This window comes from Natrinema amylolyticum (genome assembly GCF_020515625.1).
GTDB lineage: Archaea > Halobacteriota > Halobacteria > Halobacteriales > Natrialbaceae > Natrinema > Natrinema amylolyticum.
The window spans coordinates 398,906-419,168 of the sequence record NZ_JAIWPJ010000002.1 but is presented as its reverse complement, the minus strand read 5'-3'; the positions used below and the strand labels follow the sequence as shown (position 1 = coordinate 419,168).

General features: G+C 64.8%; 16 protein-coding genes. 11 read left to right on the top strand and 5 right to left on the bottom strand.

Annotation, left to right across the window (positions count from 1 at the left end):
• Positions 1 to 50: 50 nt before the first annotated feature.
• Together LDH66_RS12350 and LDH66_RS12345 are read right to left on the bottom strand one after the other, a co-directional pair.
• Positions 51 to 365: a DUF7518 family protein gene (locus tag LDH66_RS12350; RefSeq protein ID WP_226481378.1), complete on the bottom strand. Its 315-nt coding sequence runs from the start codon at positions 363 to 365 to the stop codon at positions 51 to 53.
• Between the two features lie 125 nt (positions 366 to 490).
• The gene (locus LDH66_RS12345) at positions 491 to 3,523 is read right to left on the bottom strand and encodes a PAS domain-containing sensor histidine kinase (protein ID WP_226481377.1); all 3,033 of its coding nucleotides are present in this window, start codon (positions 3,521 to 3,523) and stop codon (positions 491 to 493) included.
• Positions 3,524 to 3,812: 289 nt separating this feature from the next.
• Here LDH66_RS12345 and LDH66_RS12340 point away from each other — a divergent pair, with 289 nt between their 5' ends.
• Genes LDH66_RS12340 through LDH66_RS12320 form a run of 5 tightly spaced genes read left to right on the top strand, consistent with a single transcriptional unit; the run spans position 3,813 to position 8,783 of the window.
• Positions 3,813 to 5,141 carry an ABC transporter substrate-binding protein gene (locus LDH66_RS12340; protein WP_226481376.1) on the top strand — a complete coding sequence of 443 codons (1,329 nt, stop codon included), beginning with the start codon at positions 3,813 to 3,815 and terminating at the stop codon, positions 5,139 to 5,141.
• Positions 5,142 to 5,169: 28 nt separating this feature from the next.
• The gene (locus tag LDH66_RS12335; protein ID WP_226481375.1) at positions 5,170 to 6,102 is read left to right on the top strand and encodes a branched-chain amino acid ABC transporter permease; all 933 of its coding nucleotides are present in this window, start codon (positions 5,170 to 5,172) and stop codon (positions 6,100 to 6,102) included.
• Positions 6,099 to 7,241: a branched-chain amino acid ABC transporter permease gene (locus tag LDH66_RS12330; RefSeq protein ID WP_226481374.1), complete on the top strand. Its 1,143-nt coding sequence runs from the start codon at positions 6,099 to 6,101 to the stop codon at positions 7,239 to 7,241. Before LDH66_RS12335 ends, LDH66_RS12330 begins: the two co-directional genes overlap by 4 nt.
• A 1-nt stretch (position 7,242) precedes the next feature.
• Complete coding sequence (locus LDH66_RS12325) at positions 7,243 to 8,016, top strand: ABC transporter ATP-binding protein (protein WP_226481373.1); 774 nt, start codon at positions 7,243 to 7,245, stop codon at positions 8,014 to 8,016.
• Positions 8,013 to 8,783, top strand: a complete 771-nt coding sequence (locus LDH66_RS12320) for an ABC transporter ATP-binding protein (protein WP_226481372.1) — start codon at positions 8,013 to 8,015, stop codon at positions 8,781 to 8,783. The genes LDH66_RS12325 and LDH66_RS12320 overlap by 4 nt, the downstream gene beginning before the upstream one ends.
• A 306-nt stretch (positions 8,784 to 9,089) precedes the next feature.
• Here LDH66_RS12320 and LDH66_RS12315 read toward each other — a convergent pair whose 3' ends face one another.
• A complete protein-coding gene (locus LDH66_RS12315; RefSeq protein WP_226481371.1) occupies positions 9,090 to 9,806 on the bottom strand; it encodes a helix-turn-helix domain-containing protein in 717 nt (238 codons plus the stop codon).
• Positions 9,807 to 10,031: 225 nt separating this feature from the next.
• On the opposite strand from LDH66_RS12315, the gene LDH66_RS12310 reads away from it, so the two are divergent.
• Positions 10,032 to 10,889, top strand: a complete 858-nt coding sequence (locus LDH66_RS12310) for an SDR family oxidoreductase (RefSeq protein WP_226481370.1) — start codon at positions 10,032 to 10,034, stop codon at positions 10,887 to 10,889.
• A 2-nt stretch (positions 10,890 to 10,891) separates the two neighbouring features.
• On the top strand, positions 10,892 to 12,970 hold the full coding sequence (locus LDH66_RS12305; protein WP_226481369.1) for an AMP-binding protein: 2,079 nt from the start codon (positions 10,892 to 10,894) through the stop codon (positions 12,968 to 12,970).
• 9 nt (positions 12,971 to 12,979) lie between these two features.
• Here LDH66_RS12305 and LDH66_RS12300 read toward each other — a convergent pair whose 3' ends face one another.
• On the bottom strand, positions 12,980 to 14,305 hold the full coding sequence (locus LDH66_RS12300) for a dicarboxylate/amino acid:cation symporter (RefSeq protein ID WP_226481368.1): 1,326 nt from the start codon (positions 14,303 to 14,305) through the stop codon (positions 12,980 to 12,982).
• A 226-nt stretch (positions 14,306 to 14,531) separates the two neighbouring features.
• On the opposite strand from LDH66_RS12300, the gene LDH66_RS12295 reads away from it, so the two are divergent.
• Both LDH66_RS12295 and gatB read left to right on the top strand, forming a co-directional pair.
• Complete coding sequence (locus LDH66_RS12295) at positions 14,532 to 15,863, top strand: outer membrane protein assembly factor BamB family protein (RefSeq protein ID WP_226481367.1); 1,332 nt, start codon at positions 14,532 to 14,534, stop codon at positions 15,861 to 15,863.
• 134 nt (positions 15,864 to 15,997) lie between these two features.
• Positions 15,998 to 17,494 (top strand): Asp-tRNA(Asn)/Glu-tRNA(Gln) amidotransferase subunit GatB, encoded by a 1,497-nt coding sequence (gatB, locus tag LDH66_RS12290; RefSeq protein ID WP_226481366.1) that lies wholly within the window; start codon positions 15,998 to 16,000, stop codon positions 17,492 to 17,494.
• Between the two features lie 163 nt (positions 17,495 to 17,657).
• Here the strand turns inward: gatB and LDH66_RS12285 are convergent, their stop codons facing one another.
• On the bottom strand, positions 17,658 to 17,798 hold the full coding sequence (locus LDH66_RS12285; protein ID WP_226481365.1) for a hypothetical protein: 141 nt from the start codon (positions 17,796 to 17,798) through the stop codon (positions 17,658 to 17,660).
• Between LDH66_RS12285 and LDH66_RS12280 the strand changes: the two genes are divergently transcribed.
• Both LDH66_RS12280 and LDH66_RS12275 read left to right on the top strand, forming a co-directional pair.
• A complete protein-coding gene (locus tag LDH66_RS12280) occupies positions 17,797 to 18,762 on the top strand; it encodes an MBL fold metallo-hydrolase (RefSeq protein WP_226481364.1) in 966 nt (321 codons plus the stop codon). The genes LDH66_RS12285 and LDH66_RS12280 overlap by 2 nt on opposite strands.
• Positions 18,763 to 18,917: 155 nt before the next feature.
• Positions 18,918 to 20,261 carry an ABC transporter substrate-binding protein gene (locus LDH66_RS12275; RefSeq protein ID WP_226481363.1) on the top strand — a complete coding sequence of 448 codons (1,344 nt, stop codon included), beginning with the start codon at positions 18,918 to 18,920 and terminating at the stop codon, positions 20,259 to 20,261.
• Positions 20,262 to 20,263: the final 2 nt, after the last annotated feature.

Sequence of the window (20,263 nt, the reverse complement as noted above, 5' to 3'; positions counted from 1 at the left end):
TCGAGGGCGCTCGCTTCGCCGCTCACCCCCACCTACGGCATCGTCAGCAGTTATGCAACAATGATGTCGTCGCTACCTGAGTCTTCCGCTTCGTCGCCGGCGGATTCGTCCGCGCCGTCGGCGTCGGCCGCCGCTTCGGCGACTTCGTCCGGGTCGGCCTCGGGGGTTTCGTCCTCGTCGACTTCCGTCGTTCCCGTCTCCTCGCCGCGGCGTTCGGGGACGCGCGTCGGCGTGTCGGCATCGAGCTCCGCCTCGAGCACGCGGATCCGCTCTTTCGCCTCGATGAGTTCGTCCGTCAGGCCCTCTACCGTCGACTCGAGTTCCGCGACCGTCGATTCGAGCTGCTCGACGCGATTGTTCGACATATCCGCTAGGGGTCCGTCCGGCCACATAAACGTACGTCAGACTACTATTATTTATTTTATATGTATCGGCCCCCGGACGGAGCGACGTGACCGGACGGATATCCGCTAAGGGCCCGCCGCGTTCGTCACTGTGGGTCGTCCGCTGTCGCGGGCAGCGTGAACGAGAATGTCGCCCCCTCACCCGGTTCGGAGTCGACCCAGATCTCCCCGTCGTGGCGTTCGATGATCCGCTGGCAGAGCGCGAGGCCGATTCCGGTCCCCGAATACTGCTCTCGACTGTGGAGGCGCTGAAAGACCTCGAACACGCGATCCTGATCGTCGGGATCGATCCCGATACCCTCGTCGCGGACCGAAATCGTCCACTTCGATCCCCGACGCTCGGCGTCGACGGCGATCCGCGGTGGGTCGTCGCCGCTGTACTCGATCGCGTTGCTCAGGAGGTTCTGGAACACCTGTCGTAACTGGCTGGCGTCACCCTCGACGCGGGGCAGGTCTGCGGTCTCGATGTCGGCGTTCGTCTCCTCGATCTGGAGCCGTAAGTCCGTCAGGACGCTCTCGAGGACCGAATCCAGCTCGACCGGTTCGAGCGGATCGCCCTGCGTCTCGACCCGAGAGTACGCGAGGAGTCCCTCGATCATGTCGCGCATTCGGTCGGCACCATCGACGGCGAACTCGAGGAACTCCTCGCCGTCTGCGTCGAGCTCGTCGGCGTAGCGGCTCTCGATGAGCTGGAGGTAACTCGAGACCATCCGCAGGGGCTCTTGTAAGTCGTGGGAGGCGGCGTAGGCGAACTGCTCTAACCGCTTATTGGACTCCTCGAGTCGCGAAATCGTCTCCTCGAGTTTGCGCTGATACTGCTTCCGTTCGGTGATGTCGTAGGCCATCGTCACCCCGGCGAAGACGTCACCTCGGTTGTCGGTGATCGGAACCGTGTAAATGACCCACTCGCGGCCGGCATACTCGAGTTCGACCGATCGCTCCTCGCCCTCGAGTGCGGCTCGGAGCGCCGGCTCGAGCGCGTCGCTCGTCTCGTCGGGCCAGACGTCGTCGAAGTATTCCCCCTCGGCTTCCGCCGGGTCCACCGGTATCTTGTCGAAGCCCTGCCCGGCGACCAGCGTGTACTCGAGGTCGTGGTCGAACAGGGTGACGACGCCGTTCGGGAAGTGTTCCGCGAGCGTACGATACCGCTGCTCGGACTCCTCGAGTTCGCGCTCGCGCTTCTTTCGCTCCGTCACGTCGCGGTCCGACACGAGGATCGACACGACGTCGCCCTCGTCGTTCGTGACCGGCCTGAAGATGCCGTTGAGCGTGTACCACTCGCCGTCCGGCCGCGTCAGATCGATCTCGAAGTCGACGTACTCGCCGGCCGCCGCGCGCTCGGTCCACTCCCTGACGTCGGCCCGGACGTCCGCCCCCCACCACGGCGTCTCACAGAACTGCTCGCCGACCACGTCCGCGAGGTCGGCGTCGACGTACTCCATCGCCGTCTGGTTGATATCGATGACCGTCCCGTCGGGCTCGAGCAGCCCCACGAGGATGTTCGGGTCCTCGAAGATTGCCTCGAAGCGGCGCTCCGTTCGCTCGAGTTCGCGTTCGCGCTCCCGGCGCTCGGTCACGTCGCGGAAGTACACCGAAATCCCGGTCTCGGAGGGATAGAGGTTCGCCTCGACCCGGAAATCGAGCGTGTCGTAGTAGAGTTCGTAGCTGGTCGGCTCCTGCGTTTCCAGGGCCGTGTGGAAGGCGTCCCAGACCGTGTCGATCTCGTGGAGATCGGGAAACACGTCCCAGAGCCGCTCACCGAGGAGTTCCGCCTCGGAGTGCTGGAGGAGTTCGGCGGCGCGGTCGTTGACGTGCGTGAATCGGAACTCGTCGTCGACCGCGTAGAACGCGTCGGAGATCCGGCCGAGGATGCGCTGGAGTTCGCTCTCGAGTTCCTGCTCTCGCTGCCGGCGATCGGTCATGTCGCGAGTCACCTTCAGGAAGCCGCGGTGGGTGCCGTCGTCGTCTCGAACCGGCGTGATCGTGACGTTCGCCCAGAACCGCGTGCCGTCCTCGCGGACGCGCCACCCTTCGTCCTCGACGGACCCGTTCTCGAGCGCCCGCTCGAGGTTCCGTTCGGGAACGTTCGCCGCTCGATCCGCGTCGGTGTAAAACTGCGAGAAGTGTTCGCCGATGATATCTTCGCGGTCGTAGCCTTTGATCTTGTGTGCGCCCCTGTTCCAACTGATGACGGTCCCCGCCGTATCTAACCGGAAGATCGCGTACTCCTCGACGGCGTCGACCAGCGACTGAAACGCATCTTCGCTCTCCTGCAGGTCTGCTTCCGACCGCTTCTGATCGGAGATATCGTAGTAGAATTCGACCCGTCCGCCGGCGAACTCCCCCGATTCGATCGGTTTGCTCTGGTACCTGAGCCAGCGGTCCTCGCGGTCGTCCCCGTCACCGACGACTCGACACTCGAAGCGATCGACGTAGCGACCGTCGTCGTACGACGACAGGACGGTCGCCGCGAACGAATCGGGGTCGGCGAACCGGTCTTTGAGAGCGTCGTCGACGACCCGACGGTTGTTTCGTCCGATGAGGGCCGCGCGATCGAGGTCGAAGTACCGTTCGATCGTCTCGTCGACCCACTCGATTTCGCACCCCTCGTCGAGGACGACGACGCCGATATCGGCCTCGTCGATGATGCTGGTGACCGACTCGTAGGACGCCACTGCCGATGCGAGCGTGTCCTGTCGACGGTGTTTCTCGGAGCGATCGCGAGCGACGCCGATGGTCCCCCGGAACTCGCCGTCCTCGAGCAACAGGTTGACGCGCAGTTCGCAGGGAATCGCGTCGCCGTCGGCGGTTCGGACGGCGAGCTCGAAGGTCGCGACGTCGTCGTCGTTCGCCTCGATCTGGCTCGCGATTTCGCGTTCGATGCGGTCGACATCGCCGTCCCCGAGCACGATCGAGACGTGCTCGCCGAGGAGTTGCTCGCGCGTGTAGCCGGTCTCCTCGACGATGACGTCGTTGACCGCAACGAACCGGCCGTCGGCGTCGAGCTGATAGATGGCGTCGTCGATGGTGTTGACGAGCGTCCGATAGCGGTCGAGCGCCACCTCGTCGTCGGCGTCCCCCCAGAACGACCCGTCATTTGCACCCGCTCGAGTACTCATGGGCTTTCGATAGCCGTCGAACGGGAAAAAACCCTCCGGCGCTCTCGAGTCGTGAGTCGGAGACGCCCCATCGAGCGCACGTCAGCGGGACTGACGGACCGATGGGAAGCACGCACCTCGAGACGGTACGAATGAGAATCCTCTCTGCCCGGAGATACGCGCATCGGTGCGTGGGTCGGTCGAATTCGGGCCGTAGAGAGGGCCGTTAACATGTACACATCCGCCTATTTGCAGTGGTAGTGAGTCTCATGTGTATGGCGAGACAGCCACGGAAGGGCGCGTATTAGCTATGACAACGGGACCAATCGCAGGAACGGACTTAGACGGGATCGACAGACGAACGCTGCTGAAAACGGTCGGCGGCTCGGCGCTCGCGGTCGCACTGGCCGGCTGTACGGAACTGCTTCAGGGCGAAGACGATTCGCTGGAAGACGCCGACGTTCCGGACGAGCCGATCGAGTCGGGGCTGCAGACGTTCACGGAGGGCGCACCGGCGGTACTCGGCGTCCAAGCGCAGTACGGCGCTGAAACCGCGGTCCGTCGGATCAACGAGAACGGTGGGATCGCCGGCCGCGAGATGAATCTCGACGTCGTCGAGGAGGGCGGCGCGTACCTCGTCAACTATCAACAGTTCGTCGACGAGGGAAAAGACGTCACCTTCGGGCCGATCTCGAGCAGCGGGCACGCGGAGATGGTCCCGGAGATCGAGGAGCAGGGCGTCGTCAACGTCTCGACGGACGGGACGGTGACGACGCTGTACGAGGAGGACTTCCCGGACGTGACCTACTCGTTCCGCTTCCAGAATCACGACGTCATGGAGGCGCTGGCGGCCGTCAATCAGGCGGTCGAGGTCCTCGGTGCGGACGAGATCGACACCTACGCCGGAATCAACCCCGGCTACGCGTTCGGCCAGGACGAGATGGAGCTGTTCTCGCAGGGGATCGAACAGCTCACCGGGGCCGAACAGGTCCACAGCGGCTTCCCGGATCTGGGAACCGACGACATGTCGACGCACATCACCGAGATAAACGGCGAGGAACCCGACGTCGTCTTCTCGAGTTGCTGGGGCGGCGACGCGACACTGTTGCTCGAGCAGGGCCACGCTAACGGAATGTTCGACAACATCGAGCTGCTGGTCGGGACGGTCCTCTACGGCTCGGCCAACGACATGAGCGCGGACCTCGTCGACGGGCCGATCTACTCGGGCTCGCGGAACTTCTACTGGGGCGAACCGTCGATCGACCGGTGGAGCCCGGCCGCCGAGCTGGTCGACGAGGTGCAGAGCGAGTACGGCGTCGTGCCGACGGCTCACTTCATGAGCGGCTACGGCGCGGTGACGGCGTGGGCGACGGCCGCCGAGAAGGCCGTCGGTCTCCTCGGCCGCTGGCCCGAACAGGAGGAAATCGCGACGATCCTCGAGAATCACGGCTTCTTCACGCCCGCTGGCTATCACACGATCGGGCCGGACCATCAGGGGTACTCCAACGCCCACTTCGGCGAACTGACCTGGTCGGACGAGCGCGACGCCGCGGCGCTGGCGGACGTGAACGTCTTCTCCGCCGAATCGGTGTCGCCGCCGCCGGGCGAGACCTCGGGCGACTGGATCGGGAGCTGGTGAATGACGTGCAGGGTGGTATCTAGTAACAATGCTCGAGTCACTATGGATTCACGTACTCAACGGGCTCTACTACGGGTCGATCCTGTTCATGATCGCGTCGGGAATGACGATCATCTTCGGCGTTCTGGGGATCCTCAACCTCGCGCACGGCGAACTGTACGCGCTGGGCGCGTTCTGCACCTTCAGTATCGTGGGCTTCCTGGCCGGTCAGGTCGCGTCTCCGACCGGGCCCGTGACGGCGATTATCTTCGGGCTCGTCGTCCTCGCCGGATCGCTCGCGGCCGCCGCCGTGTTGCTGCCGATCGGCGGCGCGCTCGAGGCGACGTTCGTCAGACCGATCTACGACCGGGACGAGGTCTACCAGCTCCTGTTGACCTACGGACTGCTGCTCGTCCTCACGGACGTGATGAAGGTCGGCTGGGGGCCGTCACCGATCGACGTCGGCGTCTACAGCGGTATCAACGAAATTCCCACCACGGAACTCGTCGGGATCAGTTATCCCTCGTACAACGTTCTCGTGATTCTGGTCGGCGTCGCGGTGTTCGCTTGGCTGATCTGGTTCTTCGATCGGACGAAGACCGGACGCATCGTGCGAGCGACCGCTATCAACCGCGAGATGTCGACTGCGATCGGGATCAGCACGGACCGGATGTTCACCCTCGTGTTCGCCATCGGCGCGTTCTTCGCCGGCTTCGGCGGCGCGATGGTCAGCATCGGACCGGGATCCGCCTCGCTCGGCATGGGACTCGATTGGCTGGTGCTGTCGTTCGTCGTGATCGTCATCGGCGGGCTCGGCAGTCTGAAGGGCGCCTTCGTCGGCGCGCTGATGGTCGGTATCTCCAGCCGAGTCGCCACGGCGTACTACTCGCCGCTCGAGCTGGCAGCGCCCTTCCTCCTGATGGTCCTCGTCCTGCTCGTCAGGCCCGAAGGGCTCTACGGTACGTGGGGTGAGATCGAATGAGTCGCTTCCTCGTCGATCGCGACGGCGAAACGCACGTGCGCCTGCTGGAGGGGATGGAGCTGACCAAAGGACAGACGGTCCTCGCGGCCGCCGGGCTCGTCCTCCTCTTTCTCGTCCCCGATATCACGCGGTTCACCGGCCTCTCGTTTACCGCGATCCACCGCGGGATCCTGTTCGGACTCGCGGCGGTCGGACTGAACCTGCTCCTGCGTCACACCGAACTCGTCTCGTTCGGTCACGCGGCGTTCTTCGGCGTCGGAGCCTACGGCGCCGCCGTGTTGGCGTCTCACTTCGACGTCTCGAGCGGGCTGCTCTTGCTCCTCGGGGGCGTCCTCGCGGCGACGACGATCGCGGTGCTGGTCGGCTACTTCGTCGCCGGCTACCTCGACATCTACTTCGCGCTGCTGACGCTCGCGTTCAATCAGGTGCTGTACGCGTTCGTCCTGCAGAGCAGCTACTTCAACTACAGCGACGGGCTCAGCGTCCGCCCCGACGGGCTGAATCCGCCGACGCTGTTCGGCCTCGAGTGGACGTCGGCCGGCTACGATCTGATCCTCTACTACTTCACGGTCGTCGTGCTCGTCGTTTCGTTGCTGGTGATGTGGAAGCTGATCAACTCGCCGTTCGGGAGAGCACTGGACGCGATCGGGCAGAACCGGACGCGAGCCAGATTCGTCGGGATCCCCGTCGAGAAGTACGTCTGGGTCGCGTTCGTGATCTCAGGTATCTACGGCGGGCTCGCCGGCGGACTGTTCGCGCTCTTGCAGCTGCACGTCAGTCCGGACCCGACGCTGTACGCGTTCGTGTCGGGCGAGATCCTCTTCATGGCGATCCTCGGTGGCTTCGGCACCCTCGTCGGGCCGGTCATCGGCGGCGTCGTCCTCGTCTACCTCCTGGTCCAGGCACCGTTCTACGTGGAGTACTACAACGCGCTGACCGGGCTGACGTTGGTCGCGGTCGTGCTCTTCCTCCCCGAGGGGATCCTGGGATCGATCCCGAAGATCGGCACCGGACTGGCCCGGCGGCGTCGGGATCCCGGCTTGCTCCGGGAGGACGTGACGGCGATCGGCTCGTCGCTCCGTCAGAGCGTGACTCGCGCCGTAACCACCGTTCGAATCATCGTTTTCGGGGTCAACTGATATGCTCGAAGCACGAGATCTTCGCAAAGAGTTCGGAGAACTGCGCGCCACGGACGACGTTTCGCTGACGTTCGGCGAGACCCCCGGCGAGATGGTCTTCATCGTCGGCCCGAACGGGGCCGGCAAGACGACGCTCATCAACCTGCTGACCGGGCTGCTCGAGCCCGATCGGGGCTCGGTCGTCGTCCACGGCGACGAGAACGGCGCTTCCGTCGAGGAGGATATCACCGAAATGGCTCCCGAAGAGCGGGTCAAACAGGGGCTCGTCAGGAGCTTCCAGATCGTCCACGTCTTCGAGGAGATGACCGTCCGCGAGAACGTTCGCATCGCGGTCCTCTCTCGACACGACAAGACGCTGAGCATGCGGTCCGTCGACGACGGCCACGAGGACGTCGAACGCGAGATCGACGACCTCCTCGCGCAGTTCCGCCTCGAGGACGTCCAAGACGAAGTGGCCGAGACGCTGCCCCACGGCGACCGGAAGCTGCTCGACGTGGCGATGTCGTTCGGTCTCGATCCGACATACCTGCTGCTCGACGAGCCGACGGCCGGCGTCGCGACTCGCGAGAAGGAGTACGTCATCGAGACGATCGTCGAGGCCAGCGAGGCCGACGACGTCACGACGGTGACGATCGAACACGACATGGACCTCGTCAAGGAGTACGCGGATCGCCTCGTGGTCCTCCACGAAGGCGGGGTCTTCCGGGAGGGCGATCCCTCCCTGCTCGAGACCGACTCGGAGCTCCGGCGGGTCCTGCTGGGGGTGGACGAATGAGTACGCACGGACCCGGTTCCGACGCCGGCACCGGCGCGTCCGACCCGCTGCTCGAGGTATCGAACCTCTCCGCGACGGTCGAGGGATTCCAGGTCACTCACGGGATCGACCTCGAGGTCAACGAGGGCGAGGCTGTCGCGCTCGTCGGCCGCAACGGTGCCGGCAAGACGTCCACCTTCCGGTCGATCATGGGACTCACGCCGGTCGCGACCGGCTCGATCCGACTGCGCGGCGAGGAACTGCTCGAGATGCGGCCCGAACTGATCCCCAAACGGGGGATCGGCTACCAGCCTGAGAGTCGCGACCTCTTCACCGGGATGACCGTCGAGGAGAACTTCCGGCTCCCGATCTGGACCGCCGGCGCGGCGCGCGGCGTCGAAGACGAGGACGCCCTGGTCGAGGACATCTTCGACCTCTTCGACGAACTCGAGGACCGCCGCGACGCCGAAGTCCAGAACCTGAGCGGCGGTCAGGGGAAGATGACCGCGATCGGGCGAGCGCTCGCGCTCGAGCCCGATTTACTCATCCTCGACGAACCGCTCGAGGGGCTGGCGCCGGTGGTCGTCGAGAACGTCAAGTCCTACATCCGCGAGATCATCGACCGGGACATCTCTGTGTTGATCGCCGAGTCGAACGCGAGCCACGTCCCCGAGATCGTCGATCGGATGTACGTGATCGAACGCGGCGAGATCGTCGACAGCGGTGACCCCGAGGCGCTCTCCTCGGACGAGGAGATCCAGATGCTGATGCAGGGCGGCGGCGAGTAGTCTGGTCTGGATCTGCAACTCTCTTCGGCGACGCGAACAGCTCTTTTCCGTGCCGTTGAACTACTCGGTCGAGAATACGATCGAATTTCGTGGCGGTCAGTGCAGGAGAACGACCGACCGTCCCGTTCATCGCACGTCTGAGACGGATTCGTTCTCTGAGCCGTACGAGAACGGACGATACGAGGAGCCGATCCGTTCACTCGCGCGACACTCTCAGAACCCTCGTTCGCGAACGACGCACGTGTGGGAACGTGGGCAGCCGAACCAGCGGAGTGCACGGTCAGTTCGTCGTTCTGACTGCCGGTCTCAAAGCTCGTCTTCGCCGTCCATCTGATCGAGCGCTCCCAGCGCCGCCTGAAGCACTTTCCGCTCGCTCCGTCGCAGGTTCATCGAAACGGCCGTCTTCGAGATGTCGAAGTGGTCCGCGAGTTCGTCGAGCGTCGTCTCCCGCGGCGTCTCGTAGTAGCCGTTTCGGGACGCGACCTCGAACGTTTCGCGTTCGGTCTCGGTCAGCGACCGACAGCCCTCGAGGAGTTGCATCGCGCTCTCGGAGTTCTCGAGGAGGTCGAACAGGGTCGACGGGCCGAACTGATCGCGGTTCTCGACGCTGAAGTCGTTGTGGCGCTCGAGTTCCGCGAGGGTCCGATCCTCGTCTTCGTCCGCGTCGAAGCCGACGTGCCACCGCTCGCGCCCGTTTTCGATCTGGAAGGGGCCGGTGATGTAGCCGCCGTTTCGCTGAATCGTCCCCATCGCGTTGGTCTCCTCGATTTCCGTCCCGATCTCGGCGACGTTGTCTCGCTTCGAGAGTATATAGCAGTCCGTCATGTTCGGGTGCTCTCGGAGCATCCGGAGGCCGTCCTCGAGTGCGCCCCGCGAGTCCGCCTTGGCGATGAGTCGCGTCTCGAGTCGCTCCGCGTCGGTGTCGAGTTGCCACTGCACGGCCGAGAACGCGATATCGATGTCGTCGGTCGTATCGATGAACGGGCAATCGTACTGCCGCATATCGATATCCAGGTCGATCATCGCTAGGGAGAGAGGAACTACCATACAAGGTCTTAATAGTTGCTATTATAAAATGCAGATACGGTCGAAATTTCTACTTTCTAAAACAATCATAATCCTGTTCCCCCACATTAACTGTGATTGCAGAACTAAGTGAATTATCCGCCGGACGACCGGTGGAATACCACTGTTGATATGTTAATGGCGGTCTATTAGGGCGCTCCTCGGTACCGTATATCGTGTAAGATGGCCCGAGCGCACGTGACGCCACCGACAGTGACCCGCGAAGATATACACACCATACCCGACGACGGCTTTACGGCCCGGAACGTCTGTCTCGTAACGGGCGCGGCCTCGGGCATCGGTCGGGCGACCGCACTTGCCGCTGCCGGGAACGGACTCACCGTCGCGGCGACGGACGTCGACGAAGCGGGTCTGGAGGGAACGATCGACCGCGACGAGGAACTCGATCTCGAGGGGACGATCGAGTCGATCCCCGGCGACCTCACGGACGACGCCGACATAGAGCGAATCGTCGAGACGGCCGCGGGGCTGGGCGATCTGAAATACCTCGCGAACGTCGCGGGGATGCAGCACATCGATCCCATCGACGAGTTTCCGATGGAGACCTACGACCGAATGCACCGGCTCATGCTCCGCGCGCCGCTGTACCTCGCGAAGCTCTGCATTCCCCACTTCCGCGAGACCGAGGACGGCGAGGGCTGCGTCGGAAATATGGCGTCGATCCACGGCCACTACGTCACCAGCGACAAGGTGGCGTACAACGTCTCGAAGTTCGGTCTGCGCGGTCTCACCCAATCGATCGCCGCGGAGGGCGAGGGACTGATCCGCGCGTTCTCGATCAGCACCGGCTACGTGAAGACGCCGCTGGTGACGGCCCAGCTCGAGGAAACGGCCGAACAGCGCGGGATCAGCGTCGACGAGGTGATCGAGGACGTCATGCTCGGTCAGTCTCGCGTCACGGAGATGATGGAACCGGTCGACGTCGCCAACCTCTTCCTGCTCGGCTTCTCCGATCTGGGCCGACACCTCGACGGCGGCGACCTGTTGTTTGATGGTGGCATGACGCTAACGTACGAGTGACAATGCCCGGGAACACCAGCCCCAGTCTCGAGGACATCGACGAGATCGCCCACGAACCCGGCCGGGAGTTCGTCGAGTCCACGAACGTCTACGACTTCATGCAGACGTACGGGATCGACGACTACGAGGAGCTGATCGAGCGGACGACGACGGACCTGGACGGCGAACCCGAGAGCGGCGTCGACTGGTTCTGGGACGAACTGGTCGACTATCTCGGGATCGAGTTCTACGAGGCGTACGACGAGATTCGCGACGACAGCGAAAGCGAGGCGCGAAGCGCCTCGAAAGACGCGAGCGGTGAAACCGCGAGCCGCGGTGGCCCGCAGTTCACCGACTGGTACCCCGGCGGCGAACTCAACATCGCCCACAACGTCGTGGACCGCCACGCGGCCGTCGACGAGGAGCGCCGGAACAAGGTCGCCACCATCTGGGAAGGGGAACACGGCGAGGTCCGGGAGATAACGTACCACGAACTCCACCGACAGTCGAATCGGGTCGCGAACGCGCTCGAGGAGCGAGGTATCGGCACGGGCGACACCGTCGGGCTCTACATGCCGATGGTGCCGGAGGTCGTCTCGATCCTCTACGGCTGTTTCAAGGTCGGCGCGATCGCGGTCCCGATCTTCTCGGGCTTCGGCGTCGATGCGGCCGCGACCCGGATCGCGGACTCGGAGTGTTCCGTCCTCTTCACGGGCGACGGCTTCTACCGCCGCGGCGACCCGGTCTTCCTCAAGTCCGCCGCCGACGAGGCGATCGAGGAGGCCGGCCACGTCGAGCGGACGATCGTCTTCGATCGGCTGGGGGCGAGTGCCGCGACCAGCGAGCACGAGATCCCGTGGACCGACGGCCGCGACGAGTGGTGGGACGACGCCGTCGAGAGTCGGGACGACGAGTACGAGACGAAGTCGCTCGACTCGAGTCAGGAGTCGATGCTGCTGTACTCCTCTGGGACGACGGGCAAGCCCAAGGGAATAGTTCACACACACGCGGGCGTGCAGGTCCAGTGTCCCAAGGAGGTCTACTTCGGGATGGACCTCAAGCCCGCGGACCGGTTCTTCTGGGTCTCCGACATCGGCTGGATGATGGGGCCGTGGAGCCTGATCGGCACCCACACCTTCGGCGGCACCGTCTTCATGTACGAAGGCGCACCGGATCACCCCGAGCCAGATCGCTTCTGGTCCATGATCGACCGCCACGGCCTCACCCAGTTCGGCATCTCGCCGACCGCGATCCGCGCGCTCCGAAAGCACGGGGACGACTGGCTCGAGGGCCACGACCTCTCGAGTCTGCGGATCCTGGGATCGACGGGCGAACCCTGGGACCCCGAGTCCTGGCACTGGTTCTACGAGAACGTCGGCGGCGGCGAGGCCCCGATCATCAATATCTCCGGCGGGACCGAGATCTGTGGCTGCTTCCTGATGCCGATGCCGACGGAACCGCTGAAACCCTGTACGCTCGGCGGGCCGGGGCTCGGGATGGACATCGACATCGTCGACCGCGACGGGAACTCGGTGACGGAGAACAACGAGCGCGGCTACCTCGTCGCGCGGGACTCCTGTCCGTCGATGACCAAGTCGCTGTGGTCGGGCGACGACCGCTATCTCAACGAGTACTGGGCGACCTTCGAGGACATGTGGAACCACGGCGACTGGGCCCAGAAGGACGACGACGGCTTCTGGTTCCTCCACGGCCGGGCCGACGACACCCTCAACGTGGCCGGTCGCAAGGTCGGGCCGGCGGAGGTCGAAGGCGCGCTCATCGACCACGAGGCCGTCAACCAGGCCGCCGCTATCGGCGCGCCCGACGACACCACCGGGACCGCCGTCGTCGCCTACGTCGTTCTCGAGGAGGGGTTCGAGGAGAGCGACGACCTCCGCGAGGAACTGCGCGCGCAGGTCGGCGAGGAACTCGGGAAACCGTTCCGCCCGCGCGAGGTGCTGTTCGTCGACGAGTTCCCCAAGACGCAGTCCGGCAAGATCATTCGCCGCGCCATCCAGGCCACCTACACGGGCGAGGACCTCGGTGACATGAGCAGCATCGAAAATCCCGAGGCGCTCGAGGAACTCGAGGACGCGAGATAAGCGGCGGGATCAGTCGCCGCCCGCCGCAGTGTCGCCGCCGACCTCGAGGCCCCGCGTCGGGTCGGCCCAGGAGCCGCCCGAGAAGTCGATCGCGTCGTTCCAGTGAGCGACGACCGTCGTGACGGCGAGGTCGCCGGTCACGTTCGTCATCGTCCGGAGCCGATCGAGGATGGGATCGACGCCGGCGACGAAGCCGACCACCTCGAGCGGGAGGCCGAGCTGGGTCAGCACGAGCGTCAGCATGATCAGCCCCGTCCCGGGGACGCCGCCCGCGCCGATGCTCGCGAGCACGGCGATGAGGACGACCGTCACCTGCTCGACGACGGTCAACTGGACGCCGACGAGGTTCGCGGCGAAGATGGCGACGACGCCCTGGTACATCGCCGTCCCGTCCATGTTGATCGTCGCCCCCAGCGGGAGCGAGAAGCCGTAGACGCTCTCGTCGATCCGCAGGTTCTCGTCGGCGTTGGCCATCGTCACCGGCAGCGTACCGCTCGAGGACCGGATCGAGAGCGCGGTCACGATCGCGTCCTTCGAACCCGCGAGGAAGGCGACGGGGGACTGTCTGGTGAGCGCGACGATCAGACCGCCGAGGTAGACGACCGCGATGTGGATCAGGATCGCGGCGGTCAGCGCGGCGATCAGCATCGCGAAGGGAACGATTGCGTCCGCACCTGCGTCGCCGAAGACGGCCGCCATCAGCGCGAAGACGCCGATGACGCCGTACTCCATGATTCCCCAGACGAGTTTGAACAGCGCCTCCGTCCCCGCCTCGACGATGTTGAAGATCGACTCGATCCCCGACCAGACCGCCTCGTCGTCCGTCGACTCCTCGAGCATGAGGAGCGCGAGTCCGAAGACGATGACGAAGAAGATCGTCGCGAGCACGTCCCCCTCCGCCATCGCGCCGATCGGATTCTCGGGAACGATCCCGACGAGCACCTCGACGAAGTCCGGCGTTTCGGCCGGATCGAACTCGACGTCCTCGGCCAGCGTCAGTCCGGTGCCCGGATTCACCAGGTTCGCCACCGCCAGTCCGATGAACACCGCGATCGCGGACATCACGGCGTAGAGCGCGATCACCTGTCCGCCGATCCGGCCGAGCTGGGCCGGCGAAATGCGTCTGATCCCCATCAGCAGCGTGAAGATTACGATGGGGATGACGATCATGCTCAACAGTCGGACGAAGATATCGCCCACCGGCTGGAGCACCGTTGCCGGCTGACCGACGATCAGGCCGACGATCGATCCGAGCACGAACGCCGCGCCGATTCGGTAGACGATCGGAACCGAGCGGTACCGTCGCCACGACGGTCTGACTGTGTTTGTTGACATTCACCACACCTCGACTAGCGCTTCCACGGCATCGAGGAAAAAGGCTCGAGCGGTCTCGGACGATCGTCGTCGAGGACGTCTCGCTCCCACGGTCGGAGCGAGCGGCCGGTCTCGTGGCGCTCGGCAGTTCCGGACGCCCCGGATCGTCGTCGACCACCACCGGTTGTATTCTTCCCAAAATGGTTGTAGTAGTAACACTTAACGGAACGGCTTCGCTAGGGTTCGTATGGAGTCCCCGCTTACCCGTCGAGAAGCCCTCGGAGCGATCGGCGGTGCCGGCGCGGCCGGACTGGCCGGCTGCTTCGACCTCTTGGCCGACGATCCGCAGCGGCTCGAGGGATGGCCGTCGTACCGGTACGACGCGGCGAACTCGGGTCGGAATCCCGACGCGACCGGACCGAAAGCCGACCTCGAGATCGCGTGGCAACAGGACCTCGAACCGCCCGACGACGGCGTCCCGATCGAGCTCTCTTCTCCGATCGTCCTCGGGGATCGAGTGATCGTCGCGTTCGACTTCGACCGCGGGGTCAGCCGGGAGACGCACGTGATCGCGGTCGACCGAGAGACCGGGGAGCGAGACTGGGCCGAGACCGTCGAACTGGCCCCCGGCGGGAGCAACGAGGCGGTCGCGATGCCCAGTCAAACGCTCGAGTCCGACGGCGTCGCGGTGTACCTCGTGACCCTCGACGGGGGTCCCACCCTCCGGGCCCTCGATCCGGCGACCGGCGACGAACGCTGGAACGCGTCCATCGAGAGACAGCTCTACTCGCCACCGACCGCCGACGGCGGCTCGCTGTACGCCGGCGAGCGGACCTACGCCGTTTTCGATACCGACGACGGTGACCTCGAGCGCCGGTACGAGTGGGAGCGCGACGGTTCGGTTCGGCGGTTGACGAGCGAGTTTCCGCCGACGGTAACCGAGGACGCCGTCTACGCCGGCGTCGCGGACACGCTCCGTGCCACGGACCGGGCGGACGGCTCCCCGCTGTGGACGGCCGAGTCCCCGTTCGACTCGCGGGTCGACGACGGCGGAACCCCGTTCAACCCACCGGTGGTCGGAGACGACGTCGTCTACGCGGTCGCCAGCGATTCCGTCAGGGCCGATACCGGGGGCGGTATCGTCGCCCTCTCGGCGGCCGACGGCGATCAGTTGTGGTCGTTCCTGCCGGACGGGGCCGAGTCCGATACCGAAGGGAGACGTCCGTCCGAAGTCCGGTCCGGAATGGCCGGACTGCCGCTCGTGTTCGAGGAGACGGACACGATCTGCGCCATCGGTACCGAACGAGGCGAGCGGACGTGCTTCGGACTTGCGGCCGAGGACGGGACCGTCCGCTGGGATCTGGAGGGAGCCGGCGGACTGGTCCCGGTCGCCGCCGATGGCGTCGTCTACACGTTCGGTGGAGACGGGATCGTCGCGATCGATCACACCGACGGATCGACGATCGGGACCGGTGAGATCGATCTCGACGAACGAACCCATATCGCGCACACACCGGCGATCGTCGACGACCACCTGTACGTGAACACGAGCGAGGGCGCGGTCGCGATCGGTCCCTGAGTCCTGCGTCGCCGACCCGTCGGGGCCACCCCGGCCCCAAGGACGTGCTCGAGCCGTCTGCTGGCGTTCGCGCGTCGGTCCGCCGTACGCGCCGGTCCGTTACGTTTTACCCCCGCGGGCCCGAATCGCCTCCAATGACTGCCCAGACCGTCCAGCAGGGCGACCTCGTGACCGTCATCGGCCTCGAGGTCCACGTCCAACTGGAGACCGACACGAAGATCTTCTGTGGCTGTTCGACCGAGCCGAGCGACGAGCCCAACGACAACGTCTGTCCGGTCTGTCTCGGGCTCCCGGGGGCGCTGCCGGTACTCAACGAGGGCGCCGTCGAGGCCGCCGTCAAGATCGGGAAGGCGATCGACGCCGACATCCCCGAAGAGACGCGGTTCCACCGGAAGAACTACTACTACCCCGACCTGCCCAAGAACTTCCAGATCACTCAGTACGACGAGCCGATCTGCCAGGACGGCGAACTCGAGGTCTCCGTCGAGGGCCAGCGGCGCACCGTCGCGATCGAGCGCGCCCACCTCGAGGAGGACCCGGGCAGTCTCCAGCACGTCGGCGGCGGTGGCGGCATCGATTCGGCGGAGTACACCCTCGTCGACTACAACCGCGCGGGCACGCCCCTGATGGAGATCGTCACGGCACCCGACTTCCGCAGTCCGAGCGAGGTTCGGGCCTTTCTCGCCGAACTCGAGGAAGTCCTCGAGTACCTGAGCGTCTTCGACGCCGAGCGCGACGGCAGCCTGCGGATCGACGCCAACCTCTCGATCATCCCCGCGGACGATATCGACGGCGACGACACCGACGAGATCGGGAGCGACGCGCTCGAGGCCGCGAACCGGACGGAGGTCAAGAACATCTCGAGTCACAAGGGCGCGGAGAAAGCGCTGGCCTACGAGGAGACGCGCCAGAAGAACGCGATCCAGCGCGGCCGCGCGGTCGAACAGGAGACCCGCCACTGGGACGAGTCCCGGGGCATCACGGTCTCGATGCGTTCGAAAGAGGAGGAGAAGGACTACCGGTACTTCGAGGAAGCTGACCTGCCGCCTCTCCGTGTGTCCCACTGGAAAGAGGAGATCGCGATTCCGGAACTCCCCTCGGCCCGCCGCGAGCGGTTCCGGGCCGAATACGGTCTGAGCGAGGAGGCCGCCTCGAAGCTCACCTCGACGAAGCAGGTCGCGGACTTCTACGAGGACGTCGCGGGCGAGTTCGACCCCGATCTCGCCGCCACGTGGGTCGCGGACAACCTGCTGGGCGAACTCAACTACCGCGACATCGAGATCACGGAGATCGAGGGCCGCCTCGAGGAGGTCAAACGGCTCGTCGAACTCGTCGCCGACGACGAAATCACGGCGAAGAACGCCCGCGAGACCGTCCTGCGGTCGATGCTCGACGACGGCCGGACGCCGGACGAGGTCGTCAAAGAGGAGGGACTGGGCAAGACCGGTGAGGACGAAGTCCAGCGGGCCGTCGTCGAGGCGATCGACGAGAATCCCGACGCCGTCGGCGACTATGAGGCCGGCGACGACGGCGCGATCAACTTCCTCGTGGGGCAGGTCATGCAGAAGACCGGCGGCAGCGCGGATCCCGGCGACGTGAATCAGCTCCTTCGATCCGAACTCGAGGGGTAGCTACCGAAGGCGAACGAGAGCGCGGCGCTACGCAGCGCCCGTGAGCAGCGATCGGCTGGGGAGGGCGTGGCGAGTCCCTATTGCCGGCACGAGCAGAGCACTCGGCGCTGTCGGGAACGAACGAGCAGTGCAGACATCATCCTTCACGGCTGCTACCGGTAGCTCACGACGTTTTGACGGCGATACCGGTCTCGTCGCCCTGCGGCGTGATGATCGCCTCGAGGTCGTCGTGGTCGACGAACTCGTCGCGACGCCCGTCACGACCCGGCGAATTATGAGCGATCGGCGAGTGGTGTCTCGACATGAATCGTATCAGGCTGGGGAACGAAGAGTTCGAGGGTCGAAACAACGCCTACGTGCTCGACGACGACGCCGCGGACGAACTCGCGCTCGTCGATACCGGGCTCGCCACCGACTCCGTTCGACGGGACCTCCGCGACGGTCTCGCCGAACGCGGCTACGACTTCGCCGACGTCGACGACATCGTTCTCACCCACTTCCACGTCGATCACGCCGGACTGGCCGGCGAGATTCAGGCCGAAAGCGACGCGACGGTCTACGTCCACGAGGCCGATGCGCCGTTGGTCGCCCAGGAACCGGACGCGATCGCGGCCGTCGAAGACCGCCGCCGGGAACGCCTCGAGGAGTGGGGCGTTCCCGAGGACGCACGGGCGGAACTCCTCGCCTTCCTCGAGTCGGCCGAAATCGACGGGCGGCCGGCCGACCCGACGCCGATCGAGGACGGTGACGTTCTCGAAGTCGGCGGACGGACCCTCGAGACGGTCCACGCGCCGGGACACGCGGCGGGACTGTGCTGTTTCGAAACCGACGGCGGTGACGAGGCGTTCGTCGGTGACGCCGTCCTCCCGGTGTACACGCCGAACGTCGGCGGCGCGGACGTCCGGGTCGAGCGGCCCCTCCAGCAGTACGTCGAGACCGTAGAGCGACTCATCGACCGCGACTACGAACGGGTCTGGCCCGGTCACCGCGACCCCATCGACGAGCCGACCAAGCGGGCCGAGACCATCCTCGAGCACCATCGCGAGCGAACGGCGGCGATCCTCGCCTTCCTCGACGAACACGGGCCTGCCGACGCCTGGACGGTCAGCGCCCATCTGTTCGGCGACCTCGAGGGAATTCACATCGTCCACGGCCCCGGCGAGGCGTTCGCCCATCTCGATCACCTCCACCACGAGGGCCGTCTCGCGTACGAAAACGGCGAGTATCGGCCAGTAACCAAAACGGTCGATACCGACGTGACTCTCTGAGTGACCGCCGATCAGTAGGCCAGTCAGTCGAACCGCCATTGCGTCCGTAAACTTCTAACCTGTGTATTGTTCTCAATATTCTTGCTAACTTCCCTCATCTTTATTAAGCGAGAATCAAAAGGGAGGAGTGAGAATCGGTAACTCACTGACACACAATGGCTAACGAAGATAATAATAATCTCAAATCGGATAGATTTGGTAACGGTTCTGTCGATCGACGAACGTTCCTGGGAGCCGCGAGTGCCGGTGCCGTCGCGACGACGCTCGCCGGCTGTCTCGGTGGCGGCGGTAGCGACGGACTCGCGATCGGTCATCTCGCGCCGATGAGCAATCCGCTCGGAATCGGATCCAAGCGGACGGTCGACATGGCTGTCGAGGAACTCAACGAAGACGGCGGTTTCAACGGCGAGGAAGCCGAAGTCATCACGAAGGACACGCGAACGGATCCGAGTGAAGCACAGAACGTGACGGAGGAACTCATCCAGCAGGAAGACGTCGACCTCCTCATCGGAACGTTCAACTCCGAGACGACGCAGTCGATTCTGGATCTCACTGCCGAGTTCGACGTCCCGTTTATGATCACCGGGTCGGCCGATCCGGGCCTGATCACGGAATACGCCGGTTCCGACTACGAACAGTACAAGAACGTATTCCGTATCGGTCCGATCAATTCCGATTTCCAGGCCGAGTCCATCGCCGACTACTGTGCCCACCTCAACGATCGACACGGCTGGAACCGAGTCGCGTTTCTCCGCGATCAGGCCGATTGGACGGAACCGTTCGGCGACCAGATTCCGGATCTGCTCTCGGAGCGGGACTTAGAGGTCGTCTATCAGGACGCCCTCTCGATCGAGGGGACCGACTTCGGTCCGGTGATGAGCGACGTCAACGAGTCGAACGCGGACTTCGTCCTGCGGTTTTTCGCACATATCGACGGCGGCGATATGCTCACGCGGTGGCACGAGGGCCAGTACGAGTTCGGCATCGAGGGCGTGCACGTTCCCGGGATGCTCCCGTCGTACAACGGTCCGTCGGCGTACAACGGCGCTGCGACCTACGAGACGACGTCGCAGTCCGGTGCTGCCGGCGTCGCTCCCATTACGGACCGCACGCAGCCCTTCGTCGACGACTACGCCAGTCGGTATCAGGACGCGGATAGCGCACCAATTCGGGCACCGATGTACATGGGATTCAACACGTACGACGGCGTCCACGTTTTCAAGGAGGTCGTCGACTCGCTGGAGACGACGAACACGCGGGACAACCTCGACGACTTCGTCGGCGAGATGCTCGACGTCGACTTCACCGGTGTCGCCGGCCAGGTCAGCTTCTACGGCGAGGACTCTGACTACCCACACGACGTCCGAGAGGAGCGCGGAGAGGACGGGACGATCACGAACTACCCCATGACCCAGTGGGTCGGACCGGAGGAAATCGAGTGCGTCTACCCCGATCAGCACCGGACTGCAGACCACCAGATGCCGCCGTGGATGCAGTGAGA